The organism is Pseudomonas sp. GM41(2012) (assembly GCF_000282315.2).
In the GTDB taxonomy this organism is placed as follows: Bacteria; Pseudomonadota; Gammaproteobacteria; order Pseudomonadales; family Pseudomonadaceae; genus Aquipseudomonas.
This window is the reverse complement of sequence record NZ_AKJN02000006.1, coordinates 1,167,354-1,183,176: the sequence shown is the minus strand read 5'-3', so window position 1 is coordinate 1,183,176 and position 15,823 is coordinate 1,167,354. Positions and strand designations below refer to the sequence as shown.

Sequence of the window (15,823 nt, the reverse complement as noted above, 5' to 3'; positions counted from 1 at the left end):
CGCTGGATCAAACCTTGACGATCCAGCCCGCTGGCGCTTCGATGTCGCCGGTCTGTACACCGGTCAGCTCTTTGTAGAGCTTCTGGGTGACCGGGCCGACTTCGGTTTCACTGTGGAACACGTGCAGTTTGTCGTTGTAGCTGATACCGCCGATCGGGGTGATCACTGCGGCAGTACCGCAAGCGCCGGCTTCCTTGAAGTCAGACAGCTTGTCGATGAACACGTCGCCTTCGACCACTTCCAGGCCCAGACGCGTTTTGGCCAGCTCGATCAACGACAGACGGGTGATGCCCGGCAGGACCGACGGCGAGTTCGGGGTCACGAACTTGTTGTCGTGGGTGATCCCGAAGAAGTTGGCCGAACCGACTTCTTCGATTTTCGTGTGGGTCATCGGGTCCAGGTAAATGCAGTCGGCGAAGTGGGCTTTCTTGGCCTGGGAACCTGGCATCAGGCTGGCCGCGTAGTTACCACCGACCTTGGCTGCACCGGTGCCTTGTGGGGCGGCGCGGTCGTAGCTGGAGATCAGGAAGTTGTGCGGGGTCAGGCCGCCCTTGAAGTAGGCACCGACCGGGATGGCGAAGATCGAGAAGATGAACTCGGGGGCGGTACGCACGCCGATGTTGTCACCCACGCCGATCACGAACGGACGCAGGTACAGCGCGCCGCCGGTGCCGTAAGGCGGGATGAAACGCTCGTTGGCGCGGACCACTTCCTTGCAGGCTTCGACGAACTGCTCGGTGGACACGTGCGGCATCAGCAGGCGCGCGCAGCTGCGTTGCATGCGTGCGGCGTTCTGGTCCGGGCGGAACAGGTTGATCGAACCGTCCTTGCAACGATAGGCCTTCAGCCCTTCGAAGCATTGCTGGCCATAGTGAAGGGCAGTGGAACCTTCGCTGATGTGCAGCACATTGTCTTCGGTCAGGGTGCCTTTGTCCCACTCGCCATTACGCCAGTGCGACAGATAGCGCTTGTCTGTCTTGATGTAGTCAAAACCCAACTTGTCCCAATTGATGCTTTCGTTACCCATGACACCCTCTATCACTTAACAACCGCCGAAACGGTTCAAGGCTTCTGACGTTTTTCTGGATGGGGACAACAATACTTCATTCCGGGCCCATTTCGCAGCCCGGACTATCGGATGACAGACAGATAAATCGAGTTGGCCTCAAGAAATCGCTAGCAGGCTAGCTCCCACAGGAGAACGCGTTCCAAATGTGGGAGCTAGCCTGCTAGCGATGGGGCCATCTCTGCCGCCATCAATTGTTCTGAATCACAGGTGCAGCGCGTGGCCAAGGGCTCGCAACGCCGCTTCCTGTACCGCTTCGCCGAGCGTCGGATGCGCGTGGATGGTGCCGGCAATGTCTTCCAGTCGGGCGCCCATTTCCAGGCTCTGACCGAACGCCGTCGACAATTCCGACACGCCTACGCCGACCGCCTGCCAGCCGACAATCACATGATTGTCACGCCGCGCCACGACCCGCACGAAGCCGCTTTTCGATTCCAGCGTCATCGCCCGACCATTGGCCGCAAACGGGAAGCTGGAAACGATGCAGTCCAGACCCGCAGCCTTGACGTCGTCCGGGGTCTTGCCGACCACCACCAGTTCCGGGTCGGTAAAGCACACGGCGGCGATGGCGGTCGGGTTGAACTCGCGGGATTTACCGCTGATCAGTTCGGCAACCATCTCGCCCTGAGCCATGGCCCGGTGCGCGAGCATCGGTTCGCCGCTCACGTCGCCAATGGCATACACGTTGCGCATGCTGGTCTGGCAGCGGTTGTCGATCTTGATCGCCGAGCCGTTCATGTCCAGGTTCAAACCTTCGAGGTTCCAACCCTGGGTGTTCGGTTTGCGGCCGACGGCTACCAGTACCTGATCGGTTTCCAGGTTCAAGGTGTCGCCATTCGGATCAAGAGCTTGCAGTGTATTGCTAACAGAATCAAAGCCTTGGACGCTGTGTTTCAAGTAAAGCTTTATACCGAGCTTTTTCAGTTCGTCATGCACAGGCTGCGTCAGTTCCGCGTCGTAGGCCGGCAGGATGCGATCCTGAGCCTCGACCACGCTGACCTCGGCACCGAGCTTGCGATAGGCAATCCCCAGCTCCAGACCGATGTAACCGCCACCGACCACGATCAGCCGTTTCGGTACGGACGTCGGCGCCAGGGCTTCGGTGGAGGAGATGATCGGGCCGCCAATCGGCAGCATCGGCAGGTTCACGCTTTTCGAACCGGTGGCCAGCACCAGGTGCTCGCACTGAATGCGCGTGTCGCCGACTTCTACGGTTTTACCATCAATGACTTTCGCAAAACCTTGAATAACCTGGATTTTGTTCTTTTTCAGCAACGCTGACACGCCGGTGGTCAGGCGATCAACGATGCCGTCCTTCCACTCGACACTCTTGCTGATATCGAGCGTCGGCGCCGACACGCTGATGCCCAACGCCGAGTGCTGGCTGTGATGTTGCGTCTGGTGAAACTGTTCGGCGACGTGGATCAACGCCTTGGACGGAATGCATCCGATGTTCAGGCACGTACCGCCCAACGATTCGCCTTCAACCAGAATGGTCGAGATGCCCAGCTGACCGGCACGAATCGCCGTCACATAACCGCCAGGGCCGCCGCCGATGATCAGCAGCGTGGTGTTCAAATTCTGCATGTCTTACTCCACAAACAAGGTTGCGGGTTGTTCGAGCAAGCCACGAATGGCCTGGATGAATTGCGCCGCGTCCATGCCATCGACCACGCGGTGATCGAAGGAGCTGGAGAGGTTCATCATCTTGCGAATCACGATCTGGCCTTTGACGACCATCGGGCGTTCGACGATTTTGTTGACGCCCACGATCGCCACTTCCGGCAGGTTCAGCACCGGGGTGCTGACGATACCGCCCAAGGCACCGAGGCTGGTCAGGGTGATGGTCGAACCGGACAACTCATCGCGGCTGGCCTTGCCAGTGCGGGCAGCGGTAGCGAGGCGAGAAATTTCCTGAGCGCTATCCCACAAGCTGCGGGTTTCGGCGTGACGGACCACCGGCACCATCAAACCGATGTCGGCTTGGGTGGCGATGCCCACGTGCACGGCGCCGAGGCGGGTGATGACCTGGGCTTCGTCGTCGTAACGGGCGTTGATCTGCGGGAAGTCGCGCAGGGCAACGACCAAAGCGCGGACCAAAAACGGCAACAAGGTCAGCTTGCCGCGGGTCGCGCCGTGTTTTTCGTTCAGATGAGCGCGCAGTTCTTCCACGGCGGTGACGTCGATTTCCTCGACGTAACTGAAGTGAGCGGCGCGCTGAGTGGCGTCTTGCATGCGCTGGGCAATCTTGCGGCGCATGCCGATAACCGGGATTTGTTCTTCGTCGTTACGCTGGGCGTAAGCGGCGGCGGCGGTCGATTGCGGCTGCTGACCCTGGGCCAGATAGGCGTCGAGGTCTTCGTGCAGCACCCGACCGGCAGGGCCGGTGCCACGCACCAGACGCAATTGAATGCCGAGGTCCAGCGCATGTTTGCGCACGGCCGGGGAGGCCAGCGGACGCTCATCAGCTTCGCGAGCGACCATTGGGCCCTGGCATACGGCAGCTCGCGGCGCTGCAGCGGCAACCGGTTTGCTTTCAACAGCGGCGGCAACTTTCGGTGCCGCAACCGGTGCTTCTTTAACAGGTGCAGGCTGAGCCGACTCTTTAACGTTGCCCGCGCCTTCGACTTCAATGCTGATCAGGATGCTGCCAACCGCCATGACTTCGCCGGGCACACCGCCCAGCGCAATCACCTTGCCGTTCACCGGCGAAGGGATGTCGACCATCGCCTTGTCGGTCATGACATCGGCGAGTACCTGGTCTTCGACGACCATGTCGCCGACTTTGACGTGCCAAACCGACAATTCAACTTCTGCAATGCCTTCACCAATGTCCGGCATTTTAATAACGTGCGTGCCCATTCAGACCTCCATAACCCGATGCAAAGCCGCGCCCACTCGGGACGGACCAGGGAAATACGCCCACTCTTGTGCGTGCGGGTAGGGAGTGTCCCAACCGGTGACGCGTTCGATAGGCGCTTCCAGGTAGTGGAAGCAGTGCTCTTGCACCAGGGCGACCAGTTCGGCGCCGAAACCGCAGGTGCGGGTCGCTTCGTGAACGATCACGCAGCGGCCGGTTTTCTTCACCGACTTGACGATGGTCTCCAGGTCCAGCGGCCACAAGCTGCGCAGGTCGATGACTTCAGCGTCGATGCCGGTTTCTTCAGCCGCCACTTGCGACACGTAAACGGTGGTGCCGTACGTCAGGATGGTCACGTCCTTGCCCGGACGGGTGATCGCGGCCACGTCCAACGGTACGGTGTAGTAACCGTCCGGGACTTGTGCGGCCGGGTGTTTCGACCACGGGGTAACCGGGCGTTCGTGGTGACCGTCGAACGGGCCGTTGTACAGGCGTTTTGGCTCGAGGAAGATCACCGGGTCATCGTTTTCGATGGAGGCAATCAACAAGCCTTTGGCGTCGTAAGGGTTGGACGGCATCACCGTGCGCAAACCGCAGACCTGGGTGAACATCGCCTCAATACTTTGGCTGTGGGTCTGGCCGCCGTAGATGCCGCCGCCGCAAGGCATGCGCAGGGTCATCGGCGCGGTGAACTCGCCGGCCGAGCGATAACGCAGGCGGGCGGCTTCGGAAATGATCTGGTCCGACGCCGGGTAAACGTAATCGGCGAACTGGATCTCGGCCACCGGCCGCAGACCGTAAGCGCCCATGCCCACGGCAACGCCGACGATGCCGCTTTCGGAGATCGGCGCATCGAACACCCGGGAGGTGCCGTACTTGTTCTGCAGGCCTTCGGTGCAACGGAACACGCCGCCGAAGTAGCCGACGTCCTGGCCGAACACCACGACGTTGTCGTCACGCTCAAGCATCACATCCATGGCCGAGCGCAGGGCCTGGATCATGGTCATGGTGGTCGTGGTCATGGCGGTTTCCAACTCGATTTTGTTGTTGTGATCGTTCATGTCAGATCCCCAACTCTTGACGCTGGCGCTTCAAGTGCTCCGGCATCTCTTTGTAGACGTCTTCGAACATGGTCGCGGCGCTCGGAATCTGGCCGCCGGCGAGGGTGCCGTACTGCTCGGCTTCTTTCTGCGCGGCGATCACTTCGGCTTCCAGTTCGGCGCTGACGGCGACGTGTTCCTCTTCGGACCACTGACCGATTTTCACCAGGTGCTGTTTCAGGCGCGCAATCGGGTCGCCCAACGGGAAGTAGCTCCAGTCGTCGGCAGGACGGTATTTGGATGGATCATCAGAAGTCGAGTGCGGACCGGCGCGGTAGGTGACCCATTCGATCATGGTCGGGCCGAGGTTGCGGCGGGCGCGTTCGGCGGCCCAGGCAGAGGCGGCGTAGACCGCGACGAAATCGTTGCCATCGACCCGCAGGGAGGCAATGCCGCAACCGACGCCACGACCGGCGAACGTGGTGGCTTCACCACCGGCAATCGCCTGGAACGTGGAGATCGCCCATTGGTTGTTGACCACGTTGAGGATCACTGGCGCCCGGTAAACGTGGGCGAAGGTAAGGGCGGTGTGGAAGTCGGATTCAGCGGTAGCGCCGTCGCCGATCCAGGCCGAGGCGATTTTGGTGTCGCCCTTGATTGCCGAGGCCATGCCCCAGCCCACGCCTTGTACAAATTGGGTGGCGAGGTTGCCGGAAATAGTGAAGAAACCGAAGTCTTTGACCGAGTACATGATCGGCAGCTGACGTCCCTTGAGCGGATCACGCTCGTTGGACAGCAGCTGGCAGATCAGGTCCACCAGCGGCACTTCGCGTGCCATCAGGATGCTTTGCTGGCGGTACGTCGGGAAGCACATGTCATCGACGTTCAGAGCCAGGGCCTGGCCGCTGCCGATGGCTTCTTCGCCAAGGCTCTGCATGTAGAACGACATTTTTTTCTGACGCTGGGCGACCACCATGCGGTTGTCATAGATCCGCGTCTTGAGCATGGCGCGCATGCCTTTACGCAGGATCTCGGACGGCACGCCTTCAGCCCATGGACCGAGAGCATTACCCTCGTCATCGAGCACGCGAATCAGGCCCTTGGCCAGATCAGCGGTGTCGGCCGGTTCAACGTCAATTGGGGGTTTGCGCACCGTGCCGGCGTCGGTCAGACGCAGGTAGGAGAAGTCGGTTTTGCAGCCAGGACGGCCCGATGGTTCGGGAACGTGCAGATGCAGCGGTTCGTACGCTTGGTTCATGGCTTCTACGCTCGATCTTGTGAATTTTTTGTAGTGAGCTGACCGTCATTCTTCGATGAAAGAAATCTTGTCCTACAACAATCATAGGCCGGGCCAAGAAGAATATTTCTCTCTGTTTCGTTGCGTTGGCGATCATTTGAGGATAAAAAATCTGCATAAACATAAAAAACAGGTGGTTTTGTCTCATGCGCAAACTGGACCGTACCGATATCGGCATTTTGAACAGCCTTCAGGAGAACGCGCGCATCACCAACGCCGACCTCGCACGCTCGGTCAACCTGTCGCCAACTCCGTGCTTCAACCGGGTCAAGGCGATGGAAGAATTGGGCCTGATTCGCGAGCAAGTGACGCTGCTGGATGCCGATTTGCTGGGGCTGCATGTGAATGTGTTCATTCACGTCAGCCTGGAAAAACAGGTGGAGGAGGCGTTGCAGCATTTCGAGGAGGCGATTTCGGATCGCCCGGAAGTGATGGAGTGCTATTTGATGGCCGGCGACCCGGACTATTTGATCCGGGTGCTGGTGCCGACTATTCAGTCGCTGGAGCGCTTCATGATGGACTTCCTCACCAAAGTCCCCGGCGTGGCGAACATCCGCTCGAGCTTTGCGCTCAAGCAAGTGCGCTATAAAACTGCGCTGCCGTTGCCGGCGAATGGGCTGACCCTCGCCTGACGGCAGATCAAAAGATCGCAGGCTTCGCCAGCTCCTACAGGGTTTGGACCATCCGCAAGTTCACGGTCGTCCCCGGTCAATGTAGGAGCTGCCGCAGGCTGCGATCTTTTGATCTTAAAGTTTGTTTAGCGGGATCTTCAGGTAAGTGACGCCATTGCCCTCAGCCGGCGGCAAATTCCCCGCCCGCACATTCACCTGGATCGCCGGCAGCAACAGCGTCGGCATGCCCAACCCCGCATCGCGCCGGGTGCGCATGGTAACGAAGGCGGCCTCATCAATGCCGTCATGAATGTGAATATTGCTTTTGCGCTGCTCGCCCACGGTACTCATGCACTGCGGTTCACGCCCCTCGGGCGGGTAGTCGTGGCAGACATACAGCCGAACGCTGGCAGGGAAGGCCAGCAGTTTGCGAATCGAAGCAAACATCTGGTTGGCGTTGCCGCCGGGAAAGTCGCAGCGCGCGGTGCCCACGTCCGGCATGAACAGCGTATCGCCCACCAGAATCACATCGCTGTCGATCAGATAAGCCATGTCCGCTGGTGTGTGGCCGGGAACATGCAGGGCCGTGGCCTTGAGATTGCCGATGCGGAACGATTCATCCGGCGCGAACAAGTGATCGAACTGCGAACCATCGATACAGAACTCCGGCTCAAGGTTGAACAGGGTTTTGAATACGCCCTGAACCTTGCTGATCGACTGACCAATCGCAATCTTCCCGCCCAGTTCCCTACGCAGATAAGGCGCAGCGGACAGGTGATCGGCATGGGCGTGGGTTTCCAGCAGCCATTGCACCTGCAGCTGATGTTGGCGAACGAAGGCGATGATCTTGTCGGCCTGGGTGGTGGCGGTTCGTCCGGCGGCGGGGTCGTAGTCGAGCACCGGGTCGACGATGGCGCAGTGCCCGCCATCGTGCTCGTAGACGACGTAGCTGTAGGTCGACGAGGCAGGGTCTAAAAAAGCTTCAATCAAGGCGGGCATGGTGGCCGTTTTCTTTTAGGACAAGCCATGAGGGTAGTTTCATTTTCCCTGCGCTGACCAGCCCGCATCAATTCAATTAATGAAAAAAACTGCGCGGGCTCTATCCTGTCAGTCATCGATACCGGGCGCTCCCGGCTTTTTTCGCAGATCACGAGTGTTTTATGTTGCTGGCGAGTTTCTTTGGCGTGGTGATGGGGTTGGTACTCGGTTTGACCGGGGCTGGTGGCGGCATTCTTGCGGTGCCGGCGCTGGTATTGGGGTTGGGTTGGACCATGACGCAAGCCGCGCCGGTCGCACTGTTCGCAGTGGGCAGTGCGGCGGCTGTCGGCGCCATTGACGGGTTACGCCATGGCCTGGTGCGTTATCGCGCAGCGTTGCTGATCGCCCTGCTGGGGGCGATTTTTTCGCCGATCGGCATCTACTTCGCCCATCAGTTGCCGGAAAAAATTCTGATGATCCTGTTCAGCCTGCTGATGGTCATGGTGGCCTGGCGGATGCTGCGTCGTGAGCGCCAGGACGAAGGTCCAAGCGACCACGGCCATGCCAACTGGGGCCAGAAGAACTGCATGCTCGATCAGCAGACCGGGCGCTTTTCCTGGACCGCCAAGTGCACCGCCACCCTCGCGGCATTGGGCGCAGTGACCGGTGTGGTTTCCGGGCTGCTCGGGGTGGGCGGCGGCTTCCTGATCGTCCCGGCGTTCAAGCAGCTGACCGATGTGCAGATGCGTGGAATCGTCGCCACTTCCTTGATGGTCATCAGCCTGATTTCCGTCATCGGCGTGATTGGCGCGTTTCAGGCCGGGGTGCGAATCGACGGTTTGGGCGTGGCGTTTATCGTCGCGAGCATCGTCGGCATGATCATTGGCCGCAGACTTTGCGCGCGAGTACCGGCCCGGGGATTGCAGGTCGGCTTCGCCAGCATCTGTGTCGTGGTCGCCGCTTACATGCTGTTTAGAGCGGGCGTCTAGCAAGTACCGGTTCCTGTGGACGCCAGTCCGTTCCACAGGCGTACACCTTAAGTTTCGGGCCTCGTCGACGGACGGTCTTACACCGAACTTGTCGCGCATCACCTGCCACTCCAAAGCATTTCAAAACCGCCTCCAAGGCAGCGTATGACGTCGCCGGTCAGCTTTCGATAATCGCCTCCGACATCCAGTCCCCCGCTGCGGAGCGCGTCATGCACAACAATAAGAACATCAAGCATCGTTTCTTGCCTGCCTTCATCGCCAGCCTCTCGACCCTCGGTTTGAGCTCGATGGCCGAAGCCGAGATCGTGCTGTACGACAAGGACCAGACCACGTTTTCCACCGACGGCTACATCAACGCCTTCTATGTGAACAGCAAAGTGGACCGTGCCGGCGACCAGTTCGACCGGCGACAGGCGCGGGTGAAGATGGGTTTTCTGCCCAACTACCTGGGCTTCAACATGAGCAAGCAGGTCGATGACCTCAAGCTCGGCGCCCGGTCCTCCTTCTGGGTGACCATCAACGACAGCGAAACCAACGGCACTGACACCGCCATCGACGTGCGGCAGTTCTACGGCACCGTGGCTAATCCGGAGTGGGGCGAAGTACTGATCGGCAAAGACTTCGGTCTGTTCGCCCGTTCCAACATCCTGCTGGATGAAATGCTCGCCGGTTACGGCCAGGTCAGCGATACCCTGGGGCTGGTGGACGGTGGCGGGGTGTCATTCGGCAACATCGGCACGGGTTATCCGTACCCGTTCCCGACGTCACAGATCACCTACCGCACGCCAGTGATGGAGGGTTTGCGGGTGGCCGTGGGGATCATGGACCCGGTGGACACCAACGACAGCAGCCCGACAGGCAAGGCGTACCAAGAGAACCCGCGTACCGAAAGCGAGATCACCTATCAGTTCGACCTCGCCGGGGCGAAGATTTACAGCTGGGTCAACGGCAGCTATCAGACGTCGGACAATACTGATTCCACCGTCGAGTCCGTCACCTCCAAAGGCGTCGGCTATGGCGTGCAAGCGAAAATGGGCGGCTTGTCCCTCACTGGCTCCGGCTTCCAGGCCAAGGGCATCAACCCGTTCTTCACCAACAACGCTGGCGAACCGACCCTGCGTAACGTCGACAGCGATGGTTACCTGCTGCAGGGCTCCTACAAACTGGGCAAGAACCGGCTGGCCTTGTCTTACGGCAAGACCAACGACGACGGCAATGGCGTGGTCGGCAGCGGCGCGGACTACGAAACGCGCGGCATTGCGCTGTTCCATGACGTCAACGACAACCTCAAGCTGGTGGCCGAGTACAACCAGTTCGCAATCAACGGCCACGACACCAGCGACCAGAACGAAGACACCGACACCTTTGCGGTGGGGGCGGTGCTGACCTGGTAGTAGTTGAAAGCCACACAGGAACTGGCTTGAAACCAAACCTGTGGCGAGGGGACTTGTCCCCGTTGGGTCGCGAAGCGGCCCCGATGTTGGTCGCGCATCGACCGATGGGGACTGCTGCGCAGTCCAACGGGGACAAGTCCCCTCGCCACAAAGCGTCGGCCATCAGGCAGTCAATCCGCCGACTCTCATCCCATCGAAGCGCCTACCCGCTACCCAAGTAGCATACGTAGCAGCTCACAGGCTTCGTACACTCGAACCTCATTACATGCGCACCTGCGGGAGGCGACGATGCAGCAGGTCCAGAGTGAAGGTGTGGTCAGTGCAATGTCCCAGGCCACCGATGCCCAGCAAGTGGCGCAGGAGCTGGCGCGACAACTGTTGCATCCGCACCTGGGTTTCGTGCTGTTCTTCTGTTCCGCCGAGTACGACTTGCAGGCGCTGGGCCAGGCCTTGCAACAAAGCTTCGGCGGCATTCGCCTGGTGGGTTGCACCAGCGCCGGGGAAATCACGCCCTTGGGCTACGGCCGCAACTGCGTGACCGCGGTCGGCTTCGACCACCGGCATTTCTCCATCGACGCCGAACTGATCTCCGAAATGGAGCGCTTCAGCCTGATCGACGCCCAGCAAATGGTCGAGCGCCTGGTCAGTGGCTGTCGCAGCAACACCCTGGCGCCGATCAAGGGCAACAGCTTTGCGCTGACCCTGCTTGATGGTTTGTCCAGCCGTGAAGAAATGGTCCTCGCGGCCCTGAGTGCAGCATTGGGCGACATCCCGCATTTCGGCGGTTCGGCCGGCGACGACAATTACCTGACCCACACCCACGTCTATTTCAATGGCGAGTTCCACAGCGGCGCGGCGGTGGTGGTGCTGGTCAATACCTGGCTGGATTTCGAAGTTTTCACCACCCACCACATCCTGCCTCGGGCGGAAAAACTGGTGGTCACCGGCGCCGACAGCGCCTCACGCCGGGTCTTTGAGCTGAATGCCGAGCCGGCAGCCGAGGAGTACGCCCGGCACATCGGTGTGCCAGTGGCGGAGCTCGATCACAGGATCTTCGCTGCGCACCCCTTGGCCGTGCGGATCAACGATCAGTATTACGTGCGGGCGATCCAGCAGGTTCATCCGGACCTGAGCTTGAGTTTCTACTGCGCGGTGGAAAACGGCATCGTCCTCACCGTCATGACGCCCGGCCCGATGCTGCCGAATCTGCAAACCCTGTTCGAAGGCTTGCAGGAGCGCCTCGGCGATCTGTTGCTGACCATCGGCTGCGACTGCTTTCTCAGGCGTATGGAACTGGAAGACGGCGGCAGTCTGGAGCAGGTCGGAACGTTTTTGCGTGACCAACGGGTGATGGGTTTCAACACCTACGGAGAACAGTTCAATGGCATGCACATCAACCAGACCTTCACCGGGGTTGCCATTGCCCGAGGCCGGTCCCCTGGACACCGTTGAGCTTCAGGCGCAGATCGCCAGCCTGCAGCGCGACAACCACAAACTGCAGCGCATCAATGGCGCGCTGATCGAACGGATCGAGTCCGGCATCACCCGCGGCAATGACCCGTACGCGGCGTTCCAGCATTCGGTGGTGCTGGCCGAGCAGGTGCGTGAGCGCACCGACGCCTTGAACCAGGCCATGGCTGAACTCAAGTCAGGCAATCACTTGCTCAGCGAGGCACGCCTGCGGGCGGAAACTGCACATCGCCATTTGATCGATGCGATCGAGAGCATTTCCGATGCGTTCGTGCTGTTCGATGCGGACCAGCGAATCGTGCTGTTCAACAGCCGTTTCAAGGCCTTCTGGGGCAACAGCCGGGTGCGGATCAACGCCGGCATGCGCCTGGCCGAGGTCAAGCGGTTAATGTCCGCCACCGGGCTGTTCACTGAAGAGCCGCGGGGGCATGCCGACGAAAACCTGCTCTATCGCCTGCAGGACGGTCGCTGGTTGCAAGTCAGCGAAAGGCCGACTCAGGAAGGCGGGCGGGTGATCCTGTTCACCGACATTACTGACGTCAAACTCAGCGAAACCGTGCGCCGCGAGCAGGCGGTGGCGCAGAAATCCCATTTGTTGCAACGGGCGGTCGACAACCTGTCCCAAGGCGTGGCCATGGTCAACGCCGAGGGCATTCTGGAGTTGTGGAACCGGCGTTTCCTCGAACTCAGCGGCCTGGCCCCGGTGGCGGCCCATCGTCTGTTTGCCGAAGTGATCGGCGATAGCGAGTTGAATCTGCTGACCCCGGCCAGTCGGGATCTGAACGGGCGGCACGTGCAGGAATGCGAGCAGCGCCTCTACGATGGCCGGGTGCTGGAAATCCGCACCCATCCGTTGCCCACCGGCGGTTTCGTCAACACTTTCACCGACATCACCGAACGCTACCAACATGCCGAAGCGCTAAGCGAAAGCGAGCGCTGGATTCGCCTGATCACCGACCATGTGCCGGCGCTGATTGCCTACCTGAATGCCGATCTGGTCTACGAGTTCACCAACAAGGTGTATGAAGAATGGTACTGCTGGCCTCGGGGCGTGATGCTTGGGCAGAGCCTGCGCGAAGTCCACAGCGAACAGCATTACCAGCGCCTGGAAGCCTACGTGGCCCGGGCCCTGGCCGGTGAGAGCGTGACGTTCGAGGTCGCTGAAACCAACATCAACAACCAGGAGCGCTACATGCTGCGCTCCTACGTACCCAATCGCTTGGCCACCGGGGAAGTGGTGGGGATTTTCGTGTTGATCCGCGACATCACCGAACGCCGCCGCACCGCCGAAGCGTTGCACCAGGCCTATCAGAATCTTGAGCTGCGGGTGCGCGAACGCACGGCGGAACTGACCACCCTGAACGATCAGTTACTGCGTGAGATCGATGAGCGTCGGCGGGCGGAATCTCGCCTGCGTGAAGCCAAGCTCGAAGCCGAGCAAGCCAACCTGTCGAAAACCAAGTTTCTCGCTGCCGTCAGTCATGACCTGCTGCAACCGCTCAACGCTGCGCGGCTGTTTACCAGCGCGTTGCTCGAACGACGGGAACCGGTGGCCAATGCGATTTTGGTGCGTAATGTCAGCAACTCCCTGGAAGACGTGGAGAACCTGCTGGGTACGCTGGTCGACATCTCCAAGCTGGATGCCGGGGTGATCAAGGCCGACATTGCGCCGTTTGCCCTGAGTGAATTGCTGGAAAACCTCGCGGCCGAGTACACCCAGGTGGCTCGCAGTGAAGGCCTGGAACTGCATTTCATCCCCTGTTCGGCATTGGTGCGCAGCGACATTCAGTTGCTGGCGCGGATTCTTCGAAATCTGTTGAGCAACGCCATTCGCTACACCTACAGCGGTCGTGTGGTGCTCGGTTGCCGGCGTCATCACCAGCGCCTGTCAATCGAGGTCTGGGACAGCGGCATGGGAATTGATGAAAACCGCCTCGAGGAGATTTTTCAGGAATTCAAACGCGGTGATGTGCAGCGTCCGGATCAGGATCGCGGTTTGGGCCTGGGCCTGGCGATCGTGGAAAAGATTGCCGGGATTCTCGGTCACCGCATTCACGTGCGTTCGTGGCCGGGCAAGGGTTCGATGTTCTCGGTCGAAGTGCCGCTCAGCGCCACGGCCCCCAAGGCGCTGCCGAGCCTGTTGATGAGTGAGCCGATGCTTGAGCGTCTGCGCGGGGCGCGGGTGTGGGTGCTGGACAATGACGCGGCGATTTGCGCCGGCATGCGCACGTTGCTCGAAGGATGGGGGTGTCTGGTGGTCACGGCGCTGTCCGAGCAGGACCTGGCGCGGCAAGTGGACAACTATCACGAAGAAGCCGATTTGCTGATCGCCGACTATCACCTGAATGACGATCAGAACGGCGTCGATGCCGTGGCCCGGATCAACGCCCGACGCGGCTCGGCGATTCCGGCGATGATGATCACCGCCAACTACAGCAATGAACTCAAACAACAGATCCGCGAACTGGGCCACACCCTGATGCACAAACCGGTGCGGCCGATGAAGCTCAAGACCGCGATGAGTCACTTGCTCGGCAGGCCTTGAGTACTCTAGTGCTTTTGCTGGCCCCATCGCGAGCAGGCTCGCTCCCACATTGGATCTGAGTGAACTCGGTCAACTGTGGGAGCGAGCCTGCTCGCGATGAAGGCGACTCGGTCTCAACGCCGTAAGTAAGATCCGAAATCAATATCCCCGGCACTCAAAATCGCCTGCACCCGGTTGTGCACATTGAGTTTGCGCAGGATCGCCGAGACGTGGGCCTTGACGGTGGTTTCGGCGATTTCCAGGGTGTAGGCGATCTGTTTGTTCGACTCGCCCTTGGTCATGCGTTCGAGCACCAGCAACTGTTTGCGGGTCAAGGCCTGGAGCAGTTCAGGTGGGAAGCTCGGGGCATCGTTCATGCGCCTTGTACCGCATTTTTGCGTGCGGATGATGTCCGGCGGCAAGTAGACATTGCCGTTGAGGATCTGCTGGATGGCTTCGGTCATCTGCACCCGTGGCGAGGATTTGGTAATGAAACCCACCGCGCCGTAAGTGATGGCTTGCAGCACGACTTGTTTGTCCTGTTCGGCCGAGACGATCACCACCGGAATGGTCGGCGCCTCGTTGCGCAGGTTGATCAGGCCATTGAGGCCGTGCATGCCGGGCATGTTCAGGTCGAGCAGGATCAGGTCCAGGTCGTCGTGTTCCTGCGTCAGCACCAGGGCGCTGTCCAGGTCGGCGGTTTCCATCACCTCGCTTCCCGGAAAACCATCGCTGATGACGTTATGAATGGCTTCGCGAAACAGCGGGTGATCGTCGGCAATCAGAATTTTGTACATAGCCTTTCACCTCATTATTTTGATTAGGGTGTGGCAACAACTCGCACGCGTAAAGGTCAGGGGAAGGGCTCGGGCTGGGCGGGCGTTACGGGCAGGTTGGCGGCCTGCCAGGCGTCCAGGCCGTCGCGATACCAATACAGAGTCTTATAGCCCATGGCGGCGGCGCGCTTCACGGCGTTCCAGCTCAGCCAGCAATCGGAGCGGCAGTAGAAGACCAGTGGTTGCGCGAGATCACCTGCGGTCAATGTGTTCAGCTTACGCGCAAAATAGTCCTGCCAGTCGGGCGTCAGGTCACCGTCGCCGGTATTGGCCAGCCAATGGCTGCCGGGGAGGTTTTCGTGGGGTTGGTCCTCGATGAAACGTCCTTGCAACCATTGGCGGCGGTAGACGTCGATCAGCACCGGACGCGGTGTTTGGGTCAGCAGGGTTTGCAGGGCGGCGGTATCGATGATGCCGGCGCTCTGGACTTGATTCGGGGTTGGGCTGCGGTAGAGACCAATGCGATAACCGTCAGCGGAAAACAGCGGTGTTTCGGCCTGCGCGACGCCCAGCAACAGGCTCAGCGATAGCGCAGCGAGAGAAGGGCGCAGCAGACGACGTCGGGCACGCGGCATGGGGTTCAATCCTTATAGTTATGAACCTATTACATGCCAGTCCCGGTGCGATTGGAATGCGACGATAGACAGGAAAACCAGTACTAAAGTAGTAATTTCACCCAATTGAACAGAGATCCCCTGTGGGAGTGAGCCTGCTCGCGATAGCGGTGTGTCAGCCGACACCAATGTTGGATGTGATGC

13 protein-coding genes are annotated in these 15,823 nt (G+C 60.1%); 5 read left to right on the top strand and 8 right to left on the bottom strand.

What is annotated here, in order from left to right; all coding sequences use genetic code 11:
* Nucleotides 1-7: 7 nt before the first annotated feature.
* The 5 genes from PMI27_RS20585 to PMI27_RS20605 all read right to left on the bottom strand — a co-directional run bounded on the left by PMI27_RS20585 (nt 8) and on the right by PMI27_RS20605 (nt 6,224).
* Entirely contained in the window at nt 8-1,027 is a 1,020-nt protein-coding gene (locus PMI27_RS20585) for a branched-chain amino acid aminotransferase (protein ID WP_008149722.1), read from the bottom strand.
* A 243-nt stretch (nt 1,028-1,270) separates the two neighbouring features.
* Nucleotides 1,271-2,653 carry a dihydrolipoyl dehydrogenase gene (lpdA, locus tag PMI27_RS20590; protein ID WP_008149723.1) on the bottom strand — a complete coding sequence of 461 codons (1,383 nt, stop codon included), beginning with the start codon at nt 2,651-2,653 and terminating at the stop codon, nt 1,271-1,273.
* Between the two features lie 3 nt (nt 2,654-2,656).
* Nucleotides 2,657-3,928 (bottom strand): dihydrolipoamide acetyltransferase family protein, encoded by a 1,272-nt coding sequence (locus tag PMI27_RS20595; protein WP_008149724.1) that lies wholly within the window; start codon nt 3,926-3,928, stop codon nt 2,657-2,659.
* Complete coding sequence (locus PMI27_RS20600) at nt 3,929-4,987, bottom strand: alpha-ketoacid dehydrogenase subunit beta (protein WP_008149725.1); 1,059 nt, start codon at nt 4,985-4,987, stop codon at nt 3,929-3,931.
* Between the two features lies 1 nt (nt 4,988).
* Entirely contained in the window at nt 4,989-6,224 is a 1,236-nt protein-coding gene (locus PMI27_RS20605; protein ID WP_008149726.1) for a 3-methyl-2-oxobutanoate dehydrogenase (2-methylpropanoyl-transferring) subunit alpha, read from the bottom strand.
* A gap of 185 nt (nt 6,225-6,409) precedes the next feature.
* Between PMI27_RS20605 and bkdR the strand changes: the two genes are divergently transcribed.
* Nucleotides 6,410-6,895, top strand: a complete 486-nt coding sequence (gene bkdR, locus PMI27_RS20610) for a Bkd operon transcriptional regulator BkdR (RefSeq protein WP_008149727.1) — start codon at nt 6,410-6,412, stop codon at nt 6,893-6,895.
* 114 nt (nt 6,896-7,009) lie between these two features.
* On the opposite strand, the gene PMI27_RS20615 is transcribed toward bkdR, so the two are convergent.
* Nucleotides 7,010-7,873 (bottom strand): MBL fold metallo-hydrolase, encoded by an 864-nt coding sequence (locus tag PMI27_RS20615; protein ID WP_008149728.1) that lies wholly within the window; start codon nt 7,871-7,873, stop codon nt 7,010-7,012.
* 161 nt (nt 7,874-8,034) lie between these two features.
* Here PMI27_RS20615 and PMI27_RS20620 point away from each other — a divergent pair, with 161 nt between their 5' ends.
* The 4 genes from PMI27_RS20620 to nahK all read left to right on the top strand — a co-directional run bounded on the left by PMI27_RS20620 (nt 8,035) and on the right by nahK (nt 14,250).
* Complete coding sequence (locus tag PMI27_RS20620) at nt 8,035-8,841, top strand: sulfite exporter TauE/SafE family protein (RefSeq protein WP_008149729.1); 807 nt, start codon at nt 8,035-8,037, stop codon at nt 8,839-8,841.
* Nucleotides 8,842-9,050: 209 nt separating this feature from the next.
* Nucleotides 9,051-10,235 carry a porin gene (locus PMI27_RS20625; protein ID WP_008149730.1) on the top strand — a complete coding sequence of 395 codons (1,185 nt, stop codon included), beginning with the start codon at nt 9,051-9,053 and terminating at the stop codon, nt 10,233-10,235.
* A gap of 288 nt (nt 10,236-10,523) precedes the next feature.
* Complete coding sequence (nosP, locus tag PMI27_RS20630; RefSeq protein WP_008149731.1) at nt 10,524-11,687, top strand: nitric oxide-sensing protein NosP; 1,164 nt, start codon at nt 10,524-10,526, stop codon at nt 11,685-11,687.
* Nucleotides 11,656-14,250, top strand: coding sequence for a hybrid sensor histidine kinase/response regulator NahK/ErcS' (gene nahK, locus PMI27_RS20635; RefSeq protein WP_008149732.1), 2,595 nt, complete (start codon nt 11,656-11,658; stop codon nt 14,248-14,250). The genes nosP and nahK overlap by 32 nt, the downstream gene beginning before the upstream one ends.
* A gap of 113 nt (nt 14,251-14,363) precedes the next feature.
* Here the strand turns inward: nahK and PMI27_RS20640 are convergent, their stop codons facing one another.
* Together PMI27_RS20640 and PMI27_RS20645 are read right to left on the bottom strand one after the other, a co-directional pair.
* A complete protein-coding gene (locus tag PMI27_RS20640; protein ID WP_008149733.1) occupies nt 14,364-15,026 on the bottom strand; it encodes a response regulator transcription factor in 663 nt (220 codons plus the stop codon).
* A gap of 56 nt (nt 15,027-15,082) precedes the next feature.
* The gene (locus PMI27_RS20645; RefSeq protein ID WP_008149734.1) at nt 15,083-15,640 is read right to left on the bottom strand and encodes a PQQ-dependent catabolism-associated CXXCW motif protein; all 558 of its coding nucleotides are present in this window, start codon (nt 15,638-15,640) and stop codon (nt 15,083-15,085) included.
* Between the last annotated feature and the right edge of the window lie 183 nt (nt 15,641-15,823).

Coding starts and splice junctions, on each gene's coding strand:
- PMI27_RS20645 (WP_008149734.1), bottom strand. CDS start 15,640: ATGCCGCGTGCCCGACGTCGTCTGCTGCGCCCTTCTCTCGCTGCGCTA.
- lpdA (WP_008149723.1), bottom strand. CDS start 2,653: ATGCAGAATTTGAACACCACGCTGCTGATCATCGGCGGCGGCCCTGGC.
- nosP (WP_008149731.1), top strand. CDS start 10,524: ATGCAGCAGGTCCAGAGTGAAGGTGTGGTCAGTGCAATGTCCCAGGCC.
- PMI27_RS20620 (WP_008149729.1), top strand. CDS start 8,035: ATGTTGCTGGCGAGTTTCTTTGGCGTGGTGATGGGGTTGGTACTCGGT.
- PMI27_RS20585 (WP_008149722.1), bottom strand. CDS start 1,027: ATGGGTAACGAAAGCATCAATTGGGACAAGTTGGGTTTTGACTACATC.
- PMI27_RS20615 (WP_008149728.1), bottom strand. CDS start 7,873: ATGCCCGCCTTGATTGAAGCTTTTTTAGACCCTGCCTCGTCGACCTAC.
- PMI27_RS20625 (WP_008149730.1), top strand. CDS start 9,051: ATGCACAACAATAAGAACATCAAGCATCGTTTCTTGCCTGCCTTCATC.
- PMI27_RS20640 (WP_008149733.1), bottom strand. CDS start 15,026: ATGTACAAAATTCTGATTGCCGACGATCACCCGCTGTTTCGCGAAGCC.
- PMI27_RS20595 (WP_008149724.1), bottom strand. CDS start 3,928: ATGGGCACGCACGTTATTAAAATGCCGGACATTGGTGAAGGCATTGCA.
- PMI27_RS20600 (WP_008149725.1), bottom strand. CDS start 4,987: ATGAACGATCACAACAACAAAATCGAGTTGGAAACCGCCATGACCACG.
- bkdR (WP_008149727.1), top strand. CDS start 6,410: ATGCGCAAACTGGACCGTACCGATATCGGCATTTTGAACAGCCTTCAG.
- PMI27_RS20605 (WP_008149726.1), bottom strand. CDS start 6,224: ATGAACCAAGCGTACGAACCGCTGCATCTGCACGTTCCCGAACCATCG.